The sequence below is a fragment of the Pantoea anthophila genome, assembly GCF_006494375.1.
Lineage (GTDB): Bacteria > Pseudomonadota > Gammaproteobacteria > Enterobacterales > Enterobacteriaceae > Pantoea > Pantoea anthophila.
In genome coordinates this window covers 374095-389368 of the sequence record NZ_VHIZ01000050.1, presented here as the reverse complement: position 1 = coordinate 389368, position 15274 = coordinate 374095, and the positions used below count along the sequence as shown (strand labels likewise).

At 59.2% G+C, this 15274-nt stretch carries 12 protein-coding genes; 7 read left to right on the top strand and 5 right to left on the bottom strand.

Annotated elements, in window-relative coordinates; genetic code table 11:
• The first annotated feature begins 157 nt into the window (after window positions 1–157).
• The 4 genes from FJW00_RS13985 to FJW00_RS13970 all read left to right on the top strand — a co-directional run bounded on the left by FJW00_RS13985 (window position 158) and on the right by FJW00_RS13970 (window position 4344).
• Entirely contained in the window at window positions 158–550 is a 393-nt protein-coding gene (locus FJW00_RS13985) for a YbhQ family protein (protein ID WP_009091318.1), read from the top strand.
• Window positions 551–768: 218 nt separating this feature from the next.
• Complete coding sequence (gene rhlE, locus FJW00_RS13980) at window positions 769–2130, top strand: ATP-dependent RNA helicase RhlE (protein ID WP_009091317.1); 1362 nt, start codon at window positions 769–771, stop codon at window positions 2128–2130.
• Window positions 2131–2132: 2 nt separating this feature from the next.
• Window positions 2133–3083, top strand: coding sequence for a tRNA dihydrouridine(16) synthase DusC (gene dusC, locus FJW00_RS13975; RefSeq protein ID WP_009091316.1), 951 nt, complete (start codon window positions 2133–2135; stop codon window positions 3081–3083).
• Between the two features lie 70 nt (window positions 3084–3153).
• Entirely contained in the window at window positions 3154–4344 is a 1191-nt protein-coding gene (locus FJW00_RS13970; protein ID WP_140924533.1) for an MFS transporter, read from the top strand.
• A gap of 12 nt (window positions 4345–4356) precedes the next feature.
• Here the strand turns inward: FJW00_RS13970 and FJW00_RS13965 are convergent, their stop codons facing one another.
• The 4 genes from FJW00_RS13965 to FJW00_RS13950 form a co-directional block, all read right to left on the bottom strand.
• A complete protein-coding gene (locus FJW00_RS13965; protein ID WP_140924531.1) occupies window positions 4357–5955 on the bottom strand; it encodes an inorganic phosphate transporter in 1599 nt (532 codons plus the stop codon).
• 178 nt (window positions 5956–6133) lie between these two features.
• Window positions 6134–7243, bottom strand: a complete 1110-nt coding sequence (locus tag FJW00_RS13960; protein WP_009091312.1) for a L,D-transpeptidase family protein — start codon at window positions 7241–7243, stop codon at window positions 6134–6136.
• Between the two features lie 197 nt (window positions 7244–7440).
• Window positions 7441–9255, bottom strand: coding sequence for a glycoside hydrolase family 15 protein (locus FJW00_RS13955; RefSeq protein ID WP_009091310.1), 1815 nt, complete (start codon window positions 9253–9255; stop codon window positions 7441–7443).
• 76 nt (window positions 9256–9331) lie between these two features.
• On the bottom strand, window positions 9332–9910 hold the full coding sequence (locus FJW00_RS13950; protein WP_009091308.1) for a DedA family protein: 579 nt from the start codon (window positions 9908–9910) through the stop codon (window positions 9332–9334).
• 203 nt (window positions 9911–10113) lie between these two features.
• On the opposite strand from FJW00_RS13950, the gene FJW00_RS13945 reads away from it, so the two are divergent.
• From FJW00_RS13945 to FJW00_RS13935, 3 genes are all read left to right on the top strand, one after another.
• Window positions 10114–10701 carry a Yip1 family protein gene (locus FJW00_RS13945; protein WP_009091306.1) on the top strand — a complete coding sequence of 196 codons (588 nt, stop codon included), beginning with the start codon at window positions 10114–10116 and terminating at the stop codon, window positions 10699–10701.
• Window positions 10702–10878: 177 nt separating this feature from the next.
• A complete protein-coding gene (gene pbpG, locus FJW00_RS13940; protein ID WP_140924529.1) occupies window positions 10879–11826 on the top strand; it encodes a D-alanyl-D-alanine endopeptidase in 948 nt (315 codons plus the stop codon).
• A gap of 215 nt (window positions 11827–12041) precedes the next feature.
• Window positions 12042–14483 (top strand): DUF3772 domain-containing protein, encoded by a 2442-nt coding sequence (locus FJW00_RS13935; RefSeq protein WP_058957733.1) that lies wholly within the window; start codon window positions 12042–12044, stop codon window positions 14481–14483.
• On the opposite strand, the gene FJW00_RS13930 is transcribed toward FJW00_RS13935, so the two are convergent.
• The gene (locus tag FJW00_RS13930; RefSeq protein WP_258317039.1) at window positions 14431–14994 is read right to left on the bottom strand and encodes a carbohydate-binding domain-containing protein; all 564 of its coding nucleotides are present in this window, start codon (window positions 14992–14994) and stop codon (window positions 14431–14433) included. The genes FJW00_RS13935 and FJW00_RS13930 overlap by 53 nt on opposite strands.
• Window positions 14995–15274 lie beyond the last annotated feature (280 nt).

Below are 15274 nucleotides of genomic sequence, written 5' to 3'. Positions count from 1 at the left end.
TCATCACCAGAATCAAAGTGTAGTCTTTGTCACAAATGGGTGGTGAGAGAGGGCGATAATTAAGGCGTTATCCGAAAATTGTTTTACATTGAGGAAACCGTTTCCGGCTTGTGCCGGTAGCACTTGGGCGACCTGTTGGGTCTGCCAGGAGAACTGAATGAAATGGTCTAATCGTATTCAAATCATCACGGGTCAGACATACATGCATATCGCTATGCATCTGCTGGTGATCGCTGCGCTGATCTGGGGCTGGAAGCACAAGGCCCTGGTCGATGTCTGCAGCACGCTGGTGGCCGTCTACGCACTGGTTTTTGTTGCCATGCTGGCAACACAGCGCATCGCCCGTTTACGGACCCTTGGCGATTATCTTGAAGAAGCGACCACCACTTACTACTTTGGCGCTGCCATGATGACACTGTTCCTGGTGTCGCGGATCTACCACAACAACCTGCTGCTGGCGTGCCTCGGCGTGGTGATGTTGCTGGGTCCGGCGCTGGTGTCGCTGCTGGCGAAAGAACCGCCACGGCGCATTGAAAAAAAACGTAGCTAAGTTGAAGGCCACCGAAAGGTGGCCTTCCTGTTTATGGGGCAGGGAAGATGTGTGTGTAAATGTGAGCTATCTCGCACACTTGCTCTAAAGCTGCTACACTCGCCCGCTTACGCATCGTAGTTTGTGCCCTTTTCACGCGTCAGCCCCAGCTGCCGTCACTATCCCTCTGAAAACTACACCGTGAATCACGGACAGAGCGGACCGGAGTAAATCACGTAATGTCTTTTGACTCTCTCGGCCTGAGTGCCGATATTTTGCGCGCGGTCGCCGAACAAGGCTACAGCGAACCTACACCTATCCAGCGCCAGGCGATTCCTGTGGTGCTGGCAGGCCGCGATCTGCTGGCGAGCGCCCAGACCGGCACCGGCAAGACGGCCGGCTTTACCTTACCTCTGCTTGAAAAACTCTCTGCGACCACCACGCCGGTGCGCGGCCGTCGCCCGGTGCGCGCCCTGATCCTGACCCCGACCCGTGAACTCGCGGCGCAGGTCGGCGAAAACGTCAGTGACTACAGCAAATATCTCCCGCTGCGGTCGATGGTGGTGTTTGGTGGCGTCAGCATCAATCCGCAGATGGTTAAACTGCGTGGCGGCGTCGACGTGCTGGTGGCGACACCGGGTCGTCTGCTGGATCTGGCGCATCAGAATGCGGTTGACCTCTCTAAGGTCGAAATTCTGGTGCTGGATGAAGCGGACCGGATGCTCGATATGGGCTTTATCCACGACATCCGTCGCGTGCTGGCGCGTCTGCCGGCTAAGCGTCAGAACCTGCTCTTCTCGGCCACCTTCTCTGATGAGATCAAAGGCCTGGCTGAAAAACTGCTGACCAACCCGGAAATGGTGGAAGTGGCGCGCCGCAACACCGCCTCTGAACAGGTTGCTCAGCAGGTGCATTTCGTGGATAAGAAGCGCAAGCGGGAACTGCTGTCGCAGCTGATTGGCGAAGGGAACTGGCAGCAGGTGCTGGTCTTTACCCGTACCAAGCATGGCGCTAACCACCTTGCCGAGCAGCTGGGCAAAGATGGCATCACCGCCGCCGCGATCCACGGCAACAAGAGCCAGGGTGCCCGTACCCGTGCGCTGGCTGACTTTAAATCCGGCGGGATCCGCGTGCTGGTAGCGACCGATATCGCGGCGCGTGGCCTGGATATCGAAGAGCTGCCACATGTGGTCAACTATGAGCTGCCCAACGTCGCCGAAGATTATGTGCACCGTATTGGCCGTACCGGCCGTGCGGCGGCCACCGGTGCGGCACTGTCACTGGTCTGCGTCGATGAGCATAAACTGCTGCGTGATATCGAACGCCTGCTGAAGCGTGAAATCCCGCGCCTGGCGATTCCGGGTTATGAACCCGATCCGAGCATCAAAGCAGAGCCTATCATCAACGGTCGCCAGCAGCAGTCGCGCGGCGGTGCAGGCGGCGGGCGCGGTCGTGGTCAGGGCGGACAGGGTGCGGGTGCACCACGTTCATCCGGCGACAAGCGTTCTCAGCCTCGTCGTCAGGGACAGCCTGCGCCTCAGGGCGACAAGCCCGCTTCCCGTCCGCGTCGTCCGGCACCGAAGCGCACCGGGAACGTCTGAGTATGAGGGTTTTACTGGCGCCGATGGAGGGCGTGCTTGATTCGCTGGTGCGCCAGCTGTTATCGGAAGTGAACGACTACGATCTCTGCATCACCGAGTTTTTGCGCGTGGTCGATCAGCTGCTGCCGGTAAAATCCTTTTATCGTCTCTGCCCCGAGCTGCATAACAACAGCCGCACGCCTTCCGGCACGCGGGTGCGGATGCAGCTACTGGGGCAGCATCCCGAATGGTTAGCCGAGAACGCCGCCCGTGCGGTGGCGCTGGGCTCCTGGGGGGTGGATCTCAACTGCGGTTGTCCCTCTAAGCTGGTCAACGGCAGCGGGGGCGGGGCGACCCTGCTTAAAGATCCCGATCTGATCTATCGCGGCGCGAAAGCGATGCGTGAAGCGGTGCCTGCTGACTTACCGGTCACGGTGAAAGTGCGGCTCGGCTGGGATTCCAGCGCCCGCAGTCTGGAGATCGCCGATGCTGTACAGCAGGCGGGAGCCAGTGAGCTGGTGGTGCATGGACGAACCAAGGAAGAGGGCTATCGTGCCGAGGCGATCAACTGGCAGGCGATTGGCGAGATTCGTCAGCGGCTGCGCATTCCGGTGATTGCTAACGGTGAAATCTGGGACTGGCAGAGCGCGCAGAACTGTATGGCGGTCACCGGCTGCGATGCGGTGATGATTGGCCGCGGTGCGCTGAACATCCCTAACCTGAGCCGGGTGGTCAAATATAACGAGCCGCCAATGGCCTGGCCTGAGGTGGTGCGCCTGTTGCAGAAATATAGCCGGCTGGAAAAGCAGGGTGACACCGGACTCTATCACGTTGCGCGCATCAAACAGTGGCTTGGCTATCTGCGCAAAGCGTATGCAGAAGCGGATGGCCTGTTCAGCGAAATCCGGGCGTTAAAATCGTCGGGCGATATTGCACAGGCGATCGATCGTCACGCGACGGTTCATGGTTTGTGATAAAAAATCAGGCGACCCCTTAGCGGCCTGACGGTATAGTGAGCCAAATTTCCTTCACCGCAACTCTGCTATGTCTGACACCGCCGTGTTGAGCAACAGCCAGCTCAACAAACGTATCCTTTCCGTTATCGTTTTCACCTTCTTCTGCTATCTCTCCGTCGGCTTGCCGCTGGCTGTGCTGCCTGGCTTTGTCAAAAATCACCTCGGCTTCAGCTCATTCATCGCCGGGCTGATTATCAGTATTCAGTATTTCGCGACGCTGCTCAGCCGTCCTCAGTCGGGCCGTCTGGCCGACCGGCTTGGCCCTAAACGCGTGGTGATGCTGGGGCTGCTCTGCTGCGGCATGAGCGGGGTGCTGACCATCGTCGCCGCCCTGCTGAGCAGCTGGCCATGGCTGAGCCTGACGCTGCTGGCTGTCGGACGGCTGTTTCTTGGGGTGGGCGAAAGCTTCAGCAGCACCGGCTCCACCCTGTGGGGCATGAACATCGTCGGGCCGCTGCAGACCGCCCGAGTGATCTCCTGGAACGGCGTCGCCACCTATCTGGCGATGGCGGTGGGCGCACCGCTGGGCGTGATGCTCAACGGTCAGTTCGGCATGAGCGGCTTTGCTGGCCTGATTGCGGTGATGGGGATAGCAGGCTATCTGATGGCGAGCCGCAAACCCGCCGTCACCGTCAGCCTGGGCGAGCGCATTCCGTTTCATCGCGTCTTTTCCCGCGTCTGGCTCTACGGTCTGGCGCTGGGCTTCGGCACCATCGGCTTTGGCGTGATTGCCACCTTCATTACCCTCTACTTTGCCAGCCGCAACTGGCAGGGCGCGGCCTATGCGCTGACGCTGTTCAGCCTGGGCTTTGTGCTGGTGCGTCTCGGCTTCGGGCGCTTTATCACCCGCTTTGGCGGACTGCGCGTCTCGCTGTTCTCCTTTCTGCTGGAGTGTGTGGGACTGCTGCTGATCTGGCAGGCGGACAGCGCCTGGCTGGTGGGGGCGGGGGCGTTTCTGACCGGCAGCGGTTTTTCGCTGGTCTTTCCGGCCCTGGGGGTGGAAGCCGTTAAGCGGGTTGAGCGCCAGGATCAGGGATCGGCGCTCGGCACCTACTCCGCCTTTCTCGATCTGGGACTGGGCTTAACCGGCCCGGTGGCGGGACTCTTTATCGGACACTGGGGCATGCGGTCGGTCTACCTCGCGGCGGCGATCATGGTCCTGGGTGCGCTGCTGATTACCCTGCGGCTCTGCGCTCAACAGCGGCTTACCAGCGGGTGAGCCGCCGGGTCATCAGAAACGGGTAAACAGCCAGTAGAGCAGGGCGGAGAGCAGAACGGAGACCGGCAGGGTTAAGACCCAGGCGACCGCCAGGTTGCGCAGCGTGGCAAGCTGCAGGCCGGAGCGATTGGCCGCCATGGTGCCCGCCACGCCCGAGGAGAGCACATGGGTGGTGGAAACCGGTAAACCGAAACCGTCCGCCGCGCCAATGGTCGCCATCGCCACCAGCTCGGCGCTGGCGCCCTGCGCATACCTGAGATGGGTTTTGCCGATGCGTTCTCCCACCGTGACCACAATCCGGCGCCAGCCGACCATCGTGCCAAGCCCCAGCGCAATCGCCACCACCACTTTTACCCACATCGGAATAAAGCGGGTGGCGCTGTCGAGTTCGCTTTTCACGGCTTTCAGATTGCGTTCCGTCTCCTGCGGCAGCGTGACCTTTGCGGTCTGCAGATGCTTGATCGACTCTGATGCCAGATACATCTGGTTGCGGGTGTTGGTCACCGCCTGGGCGGGGATGTTATCCATCGAGCCATAGCGGCGAATCTCATCACCCACTTCATTGAGCGTCATCGCCAGCGCCGGTAACACCTCGCTGTTCATCCGGTTGCTGCCGACAAAACCGGTCAGCACCTCGCGGGCCGCCGAAGGGTGTGCCGCCGCCGGTTGCAGCTGGCGCAGCTGATGTGCGGTGACTTCGGTCAGCGCGGCCACGCGGGGGATCTGGTCGGCGGGCAGCGATCGATTCAGGGCGTAGGCGATCGGCATGGTGCCGACCAGGATCAGCATAATCAGCCCCATCCCTTTCTGCCCGTCGTTAGAGCCGTGTGCAAAAGAGACGCCGGTACAGGTCAGGATCAGCAGGCCGCGGATCCAGACCGGCGGCGGCTGATCGCTCTGTGGCGCACGGTAAAGCTGGCGATTGCGGATAAAGCGTTTCATGACCCACAGCAGCAGCCCGGCACAGACGAAACCCACCACCGGCGAGAGCAGCAGCGCATAGCCCACCTTCAGCGCCTGATCCCAGTCCACGCCGCTCAGGCCGTTGCGCCCGTGCAGCATCGCGTTGGCGACGCCGACGCCGATGATGGAGCCAATCAGGGTGTGGGAGGAGGAGGAGGGCAGGCCAAAATACCAGGTACCGAGATTCCAGATAATGGCGGAAAAAAGCAGTGCATAGACCATCGCGAAGCCGTTGCCGCTGCTGGCCTGCAGGATCAGCTCCACCGGCAGCAGCGAGATAATGCCAAACGCCACCACGCCGCTGGAGAGCAGCACGCCCATAAAATTACAGAAACCGGACCAGACCACGGCGACGCCGGGCGTCAGCGAATGGGTATAGATCACCGTGGCGACGGCATTGGCGGTGTCGTGAAAACCATTGACGAACTCAAAGCCGAGCGCAATCAGCAGCGCCAGGCCCAGCAGAAAGAAGGGCAGGAGGCTGGTGACCGGCATGTTGGTCTCTTCAACGTCACTGACCAGATTGAGGCCGGCGAACGCGAGACCCGCGACCAGCAGAATAAAAAACAGCGGTTTACTGAAGCGACTGCCTTTGCCGTTGAAATCAGGCCGGCCCCGGACGGATGAGGGGAGACTGTTTTCACTCATGGTGTACCTCATGTGGCGGATAGCGGATGCCGATTTGCACCGGGTTATCGCTGTGTGATACGCGCTTTATATGACAGAAAAATGATGGGCAGGCAGGAAATTTAGCCGGAGAGGGCGGTATAGCGCGGGCAATAAAAAAGCCAGCGACAGGCGCTGGCTTCTGAGAACAGGCGGTCCGTTACGAATTGTTATTCGTGGCGGCAGCCGGGGCGGCCGGGGTCACCGGGGCCGCTTCTGTCGCAGGCTGCTGAGGCTGCGCAGCATCACTGCTGGCACCCTGAGGCGTAACCGGAGTCATTGGCTGCTCCTGAGGGGCGGCCTGTGAGTTTTCCGGCACCTGAACAGGCGCAGTCTGAACGTTGTTCTCCACACCGTTCACTTTTACCGGCATACCGGTACGGCCCTGAATCGCGGCGTTAACCTGATCCTGATTGATGCTGCCATCAGCCAGCACTTTGGTCACGGCCTGAGTCAGCGTGATCGGCACCAGCTCACGGGAGTTGAACTGCTCTTCGGTGGTCGACAGCGGGTTGTGCACTTCAAGGTAACGTGAACCGTCTGGCTCAACCGAGGCTTTCACCGGCTGGTCAACGAACTGAACGCGGGTGCCGACCGGCACATTCTGATAGAGCCACTTGATGTCATCCGCACGCAGACGCACACAGCCGTGGCTCACGCGCAGGCCGATACCGAAGTTGGCGTTGGTGCCGTGAATCGCATAGAGACGACCGATGTAGAGCGCATAGAGGCCCATCGGGTTGTCCGGGCCAGCCGGGAAGACGGCAGGCAGCGTTTCACCGCGAGCGGCGTAGTCGGCGTGCATCCCTTTGGTTGGCGTCCAGGTCGGGCCATCTTTTTTGCGTTCAACCGCCGTGGTCCAGTTGATCGGGGTATCTTTACCCAGCTCACCGATACCAATCGGCAGGACAACCACGGTTTTGCTGCCTTTCGGATAGTAGTAAAGACGCATCTCGGCGCTGTTGATCACAATGCCTTCGCGCGGGGCGTCAGGCAGGATCAACTGCTGTGGGATAATCATTTTGCTGCCGGCTTTCGGCAGATAAACGTCAACGCCCGGATTGGCTTCCAGCATGTTGCTGAGGCCCATCTGATACTGCGCCGCAAAAGCTTCCAGCGGCAATTTGCTGTCTTCAGGAACGGTAATTTCAATATTTTCCCCGATCAGACGGCTGTTAGCCGGCGGTAACGGGTAAACCACAGCAAAGGCTGACTGGCTGAACGCCGCCAGAGCCAGTGCGATTGAAGCGAAAGCGCGAATCATTTTCATATTTTACAAGTCTTTATCGCCCTGTTTCAGGCTGGTCAAAGTATCGAATTCATGCCGGCCAATGTGACCTGCTGCGCATTATATGTTCATTGATCTGATGTTGTGAATCAGGATTTTAACCTGACAGTAATACTTTACCTAAAACCGTGCAGAGATGAGCGCCTTTCGGGAAAAGAGGGCGCTGAAAACCGCGATGACTAAGGCTGCCACTGGGTCTGTTCGCCGCTGAGTTTCCGGTTCAGGAAAAAGGCGGCGCTGATTAACGCCAGGTGCGTCAGCGCCTGCGGCGTATTGCCCAGCGCATGGCCGTGGCTGTCAAACTCCTCGGCGTAAAGGCCCAGCGGATTGGCGTAGCTCAGCAGCTTCTCAAACTCAAAATGCGCCTCCTGTATCCGGCCTGCGCGCGCCAGGCACTCTACATACCAGAAGGAACAGGCACCGAAAGAGCCTTCCCCTCCCTGCAGGCCATCGGCCGGGGTTTCATGAATATTGTAACGCCGCACCATGCCATCGCTGACCAGGTCCTTTTTGATCGCGTCCAGCGTAGAGAGCCAGTCCGGATCCGTGGCACCGACAAAGCGCACCAGCGGCATCAGCAGCATGGAGGCGTCGAGATAGTCGCCGTGACGCGTGGAGGTGAAGTGCCCGCGCTCCTCGTTCCAGAAATTGGCCCAGATATCTTCGCGGATCTTACGCCGCGCCTCATCCCAGCGCTGATAGGGCATCGGCAGCGATCGCTTCATGCCCAGACGCAGCGCGCGGTCCATCGCCACCCAGCACATCAGGCGGGAATGCAGGAAATGTTCCGGTTCACCGCGCATCTCCCAGATCCCCGCATCGGGCTGATCCCAGTTCTCGCTCAGCCAGTCGATCATCTTCACTACGTGCTCCCAGCCGCGCTGAGAGATCGCCTCGCCATATTTATTGGCCAGATAGATCGCATCCATCAGCTCGCCATAGATGTCGAGCTGGGTCTGCTGCCAGGCATCGTTGCCGATGCGCACCGGCCGGGAATCGCCGTAGCCGGAGAGGTTGAGCAGCTCCATCTCATGCAGTTCGGTGCCGCTGTCAAGCCGGTACATCACCTGCAGGCGCATCTCGTCGTGATGACTGTTCTCGACGCAGCGACCCACCCATTCCGTAAAGTGTTTGGCTTCATCGGTATAGCCCAGCCGCATCAGGGCATACATGCTGAATGAGGCGTCGCGGATCCAGGAGGCGCGATAGTCCCAGTTTCGTTCACCGCCCAGCTCTTCGGGCAGGCCAAAGGTTGCCGCCGCCGCAATGGAGCCATACTGATGTGAGGTGAGCAGCTTCAGCACCAGCGCGGAGCGCTGCACCATTTCACGCCAGCGTCCCTGATAGGTGCTCTTTGCGCTCCAGCGTCGCCAGTAGTTGAGGGTATCTTCAAAGCAGTGTTCGGTCGCCAGCGCTTCGATATGCGCATCGTCGACGCTGCCAAATTCAAACTGCGCATGTTCGCCCGGCTGCAGGGTAAAGACGGCGGTCGCGCTCTCATCCTCCAGCGTCATGACGACGCTGGCGGCGAGGCGCAGCGAGGGCTGACCTTCGGCATGAAAATCGATACAGCCGTGATGGGCCTCGGCGCGCGTCTGCGCCCGGGCGTAGTCGTGACGTGGTGAACAGCGCAGGGTAAAGGTCGCGCTGCCGCGTACCATTTTGACCCGCCGGATCAGACGCGGCAGTTTCTCCCTGTCATCGCAAATCGGCATATAGTCGGTAATTTCTGCGACCCCCTGCTCATCCAGCCAGCGGGTCTGCAGAATATTGGTGTCGGGCAGGTAGAGCTGCTGACGGCGCGCATCGGGCCAGTCCGGCGAGAGGGAGAAGAGGCCGGCATCGTCGCTGTCGAGCAGGGCAGAGAAGACCGACGGGCTGTCGAGTTCAGGCCAGCAGAGATAATCAATCGTCCCGTCATTCGCCACCAGTGCACAGGTGCGGAGATCGCCAATGACGCCATGCTCTTCAATCTTACGTTTTACCTTACTCATGCTCATCTCCCTGTCAGTGTGCTGTTAACTATAGCTGAGCATGCCGATGCGGCTTCGTTTGGGCAGCTGTCAGCGCTTATTGATCGGCCCGACGGTTATGCCAGCGCCGGATCACCCAGCGCAGGACAAAGGCGAACACCACCGCACCCACCAGCCAGAGCAGATGTTTCAGATGCTGATCGAGTTTATGCAGCCACGGCGCGATAATGCCGCCTGCAAAATAGCCCAGGGTGACAAAGATCAGCGCCCAGATGGCCGCACCGATGATATTGAGGATAAAAAATTTCATCGGATTGAGGCGGCTGGCCCCGATGATGATGGGACCAATCAGGCGAAAGCCATACATAAAGCGCACGCCGATTACAAACAGGCTGGGACGGCGTTTGATCAGGCGGTTCGCCTTCACCACCTTATCCTGATGCTTTTTAAAGCGGCGCAGGATGCGGGTTCCCCAGCGGCGGCCAACCCAGTAGAGCAGCTGGTCGCCGATGATCCCGCCGCCCATCGCAGCCAGCACCACGCCCGCATAGTGCAGCAGTCCTTCATGGGCAGCCACGCCGCCCAGTAAGGTAAATGTCTCCCCCTCGGCAATACAGCCAATCAACAGTGCCAGATAACCGTACTGCGTAATTAATGCGTTGATATCCAGATGCAAAGTGACACTCCCTGTTCGGTGGCTGTTTCTTCAAGTCTATACGCGAATTGGCTTCGCTTCCGCCCGGCCGCGCGGGTGCGTTTATTTCTGCTGTTTTTTTGTCCGGTCGTCACGAAAGTTTTGCTGCCGTTTATACTTGAGAAGACGCTGCCCCCAAAGACGCATGCTCATCGGGCGGCCCACTGCATCAGAGGAGTGACTGTATGAACCATGTCTGGGGACTTCTGGCGCATCCGAATCAGGAAATGCGTGATATCAAGCAAGAGAATGAGAGTGTATCGCACCACTATACCCACCATGTTCTGCTGATGGCGGCGATCCCGGTGATCTGCGCCTTCATCGGGACCACTCAGCTGGGGTGGAACCTGGGCGAGGGGCGATATGTGCAACTTAACCTGGCGACCGGGCTTGGGCTCGGCATCCTGTTCTATCTGATTATTCTCGGTGGCGTCGCGGTGATGGGGCGGGTGATCCACTGGATGGCACGTGATTATCCGCAGCGGCCCGGCGTGCAGCGCTGTACCGTCTTCGCGGGTTATGTGGCGACACCGCTGTTTCTCAGCGGGCTGGTAGCGCTCTATCCGCTGGTCTGGCTCTGCGTGCTGGCGGGTGCGCTGGCGCTGCTCTACACCGGCTACCTGCTCTATATCGGCATTCCGCTGTTTCTGAACATCGACCGTGAAGAGAGCCTGCGCTTCTCCGGTTCTACCCTGGCGATCGGCGTGCTGGTGTTTGAAGTGTTACTGGCCCTGACCGTGGTGCTGTGGGGATATGGTCCCCGCCTGTTCTAGACAACCGCTGCCGCCGGCCTGGCGGCAGTTTTCTTTTTACGCCCGGATACACTCTCCCCAGGAAATTTCTTAACCTTCCGCGTATGATGCTGCTGCCAGCCCGCGCGCCGACGTGACTGAGGCGGGCGGCCTGTGTCTCTCTGGCACAGTACATAACACCAACCGGGTTTTTCTACGATGTCTGCAAAAATTCGTTCCAGCCTGCTTTCGCTGGCACTGCTCGTTTCCGGGCAGATTGTTTCACTTCCGGCTCAGGCGACCACCTCCCTGTCGCAGCTTACGCCTATTGCTCAGCCGCAGATTGCCTCTGGCAGTGCGATGATTGTCGACCTCACCACTAATAAAGTGCTCTTCTCCAGTCACCCGGATCGGGTCAGGCCGATTGCCTCTATCACCAAGCTGATGACGGCGATGGTGGTTCTGGATGCGCACCTGCCGATGAACGAGATGTTAACCGTCGATATCAGTCAGACGCCGGAAATGCGTGGCGTCTTCTCACGCGTGAAGCTCAACAGCCAGATCAGCCGCCGTAACATGCTGCTGCTGGCGCTGATGTCCTCGGAGAACCGCGCTGCCGCCAGCCTGGCTCATGCCTATCCGGGCGGATACAACGCCTTTATCCGGGCGATGAATGCCAAAGCGCGGTCGCTGGGTATGAAACAGACCCGCTACGTGGAGCCGACCGGCCTGTCGACGCAAAACGTCTCCAGCGCTCAGGATCTGGTCAAATTACTCAAGGCGACGCGCGAATATCCGCTGCTCGGCGCCCTCAGCACCACCAAAGAAGAGACGGCCGTGTTTGCCCATCCGAGCTATGCACTGCCGTTCCGCAACACCAACCATCTGGTCTACAAAAATGACTGGCATATCCAGCTGACCAAGACCGGTTACACGGACGAGGCGGGGCACTGCCTGGTGATGCGCACCATGATCAACAATCGTCCGGTGGCGCTGGTGGTGCTGGATGCCTTCGGCAAATATACCCATTTCGCGGATGCCAACCGTCTGCGTAGCTGGATCGAGACCGGCAAAGCCGCGCCGGTGCCTGCGGCTGCGCTGGCGTACAAAAAGCAGAAGTCGGGCCAGGTCGCCAGCAACGGGGACAGCAGTGCCGGCGTGGAGTAAAGAGAGCAGAGAACGTCTGCTGTGTTACCCGGCGCTGTCTGCTGTCTGAGCAGACGCGCCGGGCGAGCCGGGCAGCGGCGTAACGCGCGCGGTCTGCCCGGAATTAGCCCGAAAAATACCCGTTATTCCTATATTGCCATCCCTTGCAAAGTCCTACACTACGCGCGACTGGCGAGGGACGATCGCCTGATATAAGCTGCCGGAATTTTACTCATATGTTTATAAGATCCTTTTTTGCATGGTTAATGCTGACGCTGGTGGTGTTTGCCCCGGCGGTGACGCAGGCGGCGGATGATATCACCGCGGCGGCACAGGAACAGGAACAGGATGCCCAGCCGAAGCTGAATGCTTCGGTTGAACTGCCGAAAATGCAGAAGATCCTCGATAAGATTAAGAGCCAGGTGTCAGGCGACGCGGGCGAAAACAAACTGAATCAGCTGAATGAGATGGCGCTGGAGCTTTCCGGCAATGCCGACACGCTGGGTCAGGCGCTGATCCCCGATCGCCAGCAGCTGGAAGCGCAGTTGCAGGTGCTGGGTCCGGCCCCCAAAGCTGACAGCGGGGTAAAAGAGACGCCGGAGGTGACGCGCAAGCGAAACGCGCTGGAGAGTCAGAAAAGCAAACTCGACGACCAGATCAAGCAGGCAGAGGGCATTAAAAATGGTGCCTTAACGCTGTCGTCGCAGATTGTTAACCTGCGCCGTGACCAGCTGAAAAGTCAGCTGGCGCTCAACTCCGGTACCATTCTCGGTGCGCGTTTCTGGTCTCCCCTGACCAACAGCCAGGACCTGGACGGTGAGAAGATCGGCGAGTTTCTGCAGGAGCTGCAGGACACCGCGGCGCTCTCCTGGGAGCCGGGCTGGCGGATAGGCAGTACGCTCTGGCTGCTGGCGGCGCTGCTGGTGATGACGGTGGGTCGTCGCTACAGCGAGGAGTTTCTCGCCTGGGTCAGCATTCATAAAATGCCGGAAGGCAAACTGCGCCGCAGCTTCCTGGCGGCCGCGATCGCCCTGACCACGCTGGTGGCGGTAGTACTCACCTTTAACTTTATCGCTCTGGCGTTTACCCGCCGCGATGAGGTCTCGGAAAATGTGCAGGACTTTGTCGATCGGCTGGTTCAGCTCAGCGTCTTTTGTGGCCTGATCGCCGGACTGGGGCGTGCGTTTCTCTCTACGCGGCGGCCGAGCTGGCGTTTGCCCACCATCTCCAATGAAGTGGCGCTGGCGCTCAAACCGTTTCCGCCCATTACCGCAGTGCTGGTGTTTATCTTCCAGACGGTGGAGGCCTTTAACTACAGCGTCGGCACCAGTCTGAATACCACCATTTTCGCCAACGGCCTGACGGCGCTGCTGATAGGCAGCACCGCGCTGGCCATCAGCATGCGAACCAACCGCGTTCGTCGTCGCATGACGCTGGCAGGCACGCCGCCGGAAGCCCGCTCTACGCTGGTCGGGCTGATCCAGCTGGGGCTGACCCTGACCGCACTCGCCATCCTGATCTCGCTGCTGGTCGGTTATGTCACGCTGGCGCGATTCCTGAGTTATGAGGTGATCTGGTGTGGCCTGCTGTTTGGCTCCTTCTACTTCCTGAGCCATCTGCTCAACGATGGCTGTGAGAGTCTCTTTTCGACCAGCAATGCAACCGGCCGCCGCATTCAGAGTTCGCTCAACATCAATGAGCGTCATCTGCAGCAAACCGCCACGCTGCTGACGGCGATTGGTAAGACCATCCTGGTGCTGTTTGTGGCGCTGGCGCTGGTCAACGGGACGTTTGCCTCCTCAACGCCGATTGAGCTGCTGCAGAAGGTGATTGAGTTCTGGGGCGGGAAAGGGCTGGAGTCCCTGAATATCGTTCCGGCACACATGGTTAATGCGCTGATCTGCCTGATTGTCGGCATCTATGTGCTGCGCTCGGTGCGCCGCTGGCTCGACACCGACTTCCTGCCAAAAACCACCATGGACGTGGGGATGCGGGTGTCGCTGGTGACGCTGTTCAGCAACATCGGTTATGTGCTGATCATCCTGCTGACCCTGTCGATCATGGGGCTGCAGTGGAACAAGCTGGCCTGGATCGTCAGTGCGCTGTCGGTCGGTATCGGTTTCGGCCTGCAGGAGATCGTGAAGAACTTTATTTCGGGCCTGATTCTGCTAACCGAGCGGCCGGTGAAGGTGGGCGATCTGGTGACCATCAGCGGCATCGAAGGGGATATCCGCCGGATTAACGTGCGTGCCACCGAGATCCAGCTGGGTGACAAATCCACGGTTATCGTGCCGAACTCGCAGTTTATCTCGCAGAACGTGCGCAACGCCACGATGGGCAATGCGCAGGGTGTGGTGACGATTACGCTGACCTTCCCGCTCAACATCGATCCGGTGAAAGTGCGCGATATTCTGCTCGATGTTTACAACGAAAACGAACGCATTCTGGAGACGCCAGAGCCATCTGTTTCGTTTAAAGATCTGACCCAGCAGGGCATTGTGCTGAGCGTGACCGGTAACGTGGCCGGACAGCGCCAGATTTCCGGCGCCAAAAGCGATCTGCTGTTCGATATTCTGACGCGCCTGCGTAAAGAGGGCATCCTGCTTTCCACACCGCAGACCATGATTATCGAACGCCGTCAGCAGCCGGATGCAGAACCCGAAGAGAAGCTGGTTTAAGGCAAAAGGGCCGGGTTTTACCGGCCCTGATCGTCGTTCCGCGAGCGCAGCGAGGCGAGGAGGGATCCTCTGCTCTGTCCGGGCGTTTGTGCGCGAACGACTGCCAGTATTCGCTGACGACGGGAACCTGCACCGATTCACCTGCGCCAAGGCCGGTGAACTTCTCTGTCGGCTCCAGCCGGGTTAAACCGCCGACAAGGTGGGTCATTCTGAACTGGTCATGTTCGACCCGCAGTCTCTGGTGGACGTTGCTCAGGTAGAGGGCCCAGTGCCTGTCCGTCAGGGCCGGGCCGTTGTTAGTCAGAGTTAGGGTGGCGCGATTGCAGGCGGCGAAGTCGCCACCCACTGCGGCACAGTCGGTGCCATGAAGGGCAGCCTGATTATCGTTGACCTGACAGGTGAGCCTGAAGTGACGGATTGGATCCACTCCCCGCTGAACTGAGGCGCTGCCGTAAGCTGAGGCTGTAAGGCTCAGCAGCGTGAGCGCCATAAGGTATCGCTTTAACATCATGATTCATCCCTGCTGAAACGGATAGTGCGCCACCCGTAAGGGTTAGCGCTGCCTGAATAAGGCATTCTCTCTTTTTATGTTATTTTTCAACGGCACTCTATTTTCCGGCTGACAGATGATCAATTGGCAGGGCAATCTTTTGTGAGATATTACGCAGAACAGAATCGCTTAATAAATAATCAGGGAGAATATCAGAAAGGAGGTTAACTGTTTTTAATGCGGATGTTATCTGAATAGCCTTAATCAGCCCGCCGGCTCTGATGAGCAGGCGGGCCGGTTA

Bases quoted from the DNA above. Each gene is read 5' to 3' on its own strand.
- dusC (WP_009091316.1), top strand. From the start codon at position 2,133: ATGAGGGTTTTACTGGCGCCGATGGAGGGCGTGCTTGATTCGCTGGTG.
- rhlE (WP_009091317.1), top strand. From the start codon at position 769: ATGTCTTTTGACTCTCTCGGCCTGAGTGCCGATATTTTGCGCGCGGTC.
- FJW00_RS13955 (WP_009091310.1), bottom strand. From the start codon at position 9,255: ATGAGTAAGGTAAAACGTAAGATTGAAGAGCATGGCGTCATTGGCGAT.
- FJW00_RS13965 (WP_140924531.1), bottom strand. From the start codon at position 5,955: ATGAGTGAAAACAGTCTCCCCTCATCCGTCCGGGGCCGGCCTGATTTC.
- FJW00_RS13985 (WP_009091318.1), top strand. From the start codon at position 158: ATGAAATGGTCTAATCGTATTCAAATCATCACGGGTCAGACATACATG.
- FJW00_RS13945 (WP_009091306.1), top strand. From the start codon at position 10,114: ATGAACCATGTCTGGGGACTTCTGGCGCATCCGAATCAGGAAATGCGT.
- FJW00_RS13935 (WP_058957733.1), top strand. From the start codon at position 12,042: ATGTTTATAAGATCCTTTTTTGCATGGTTAATGCTGACGCTGGTGGTG.
- FJW00_RS13970 (WP_140924533.1), top strand. From the start codon at position 3,154: ATGTCTGACACCGCCGTGTTGAGCAACAGCCAGCTCAACAAACGTATC.
- pbpG (WP_140924529.1), top strand. From the start codon at position 10,879: ATGTCTGCAAAAATTCGTTCCAGCCTGCTTTCGCTGGCACTGCTCGTT.
- FJW00_RS13930 (WP_258317039.1), bottom strand. From the start codon at position 14,994: ATGATGTTAAAGCGATACCTTATGGCGCTCACGCTGCTGAGCCTTACA.
- FJW00_RS13960 (WP_009091312.1), bottom strand. From the start codon at position 7,243: ATGAAAATGATTCGCGCTTTCGCTTCAATCGCACTGGCTCTGGCGGCG.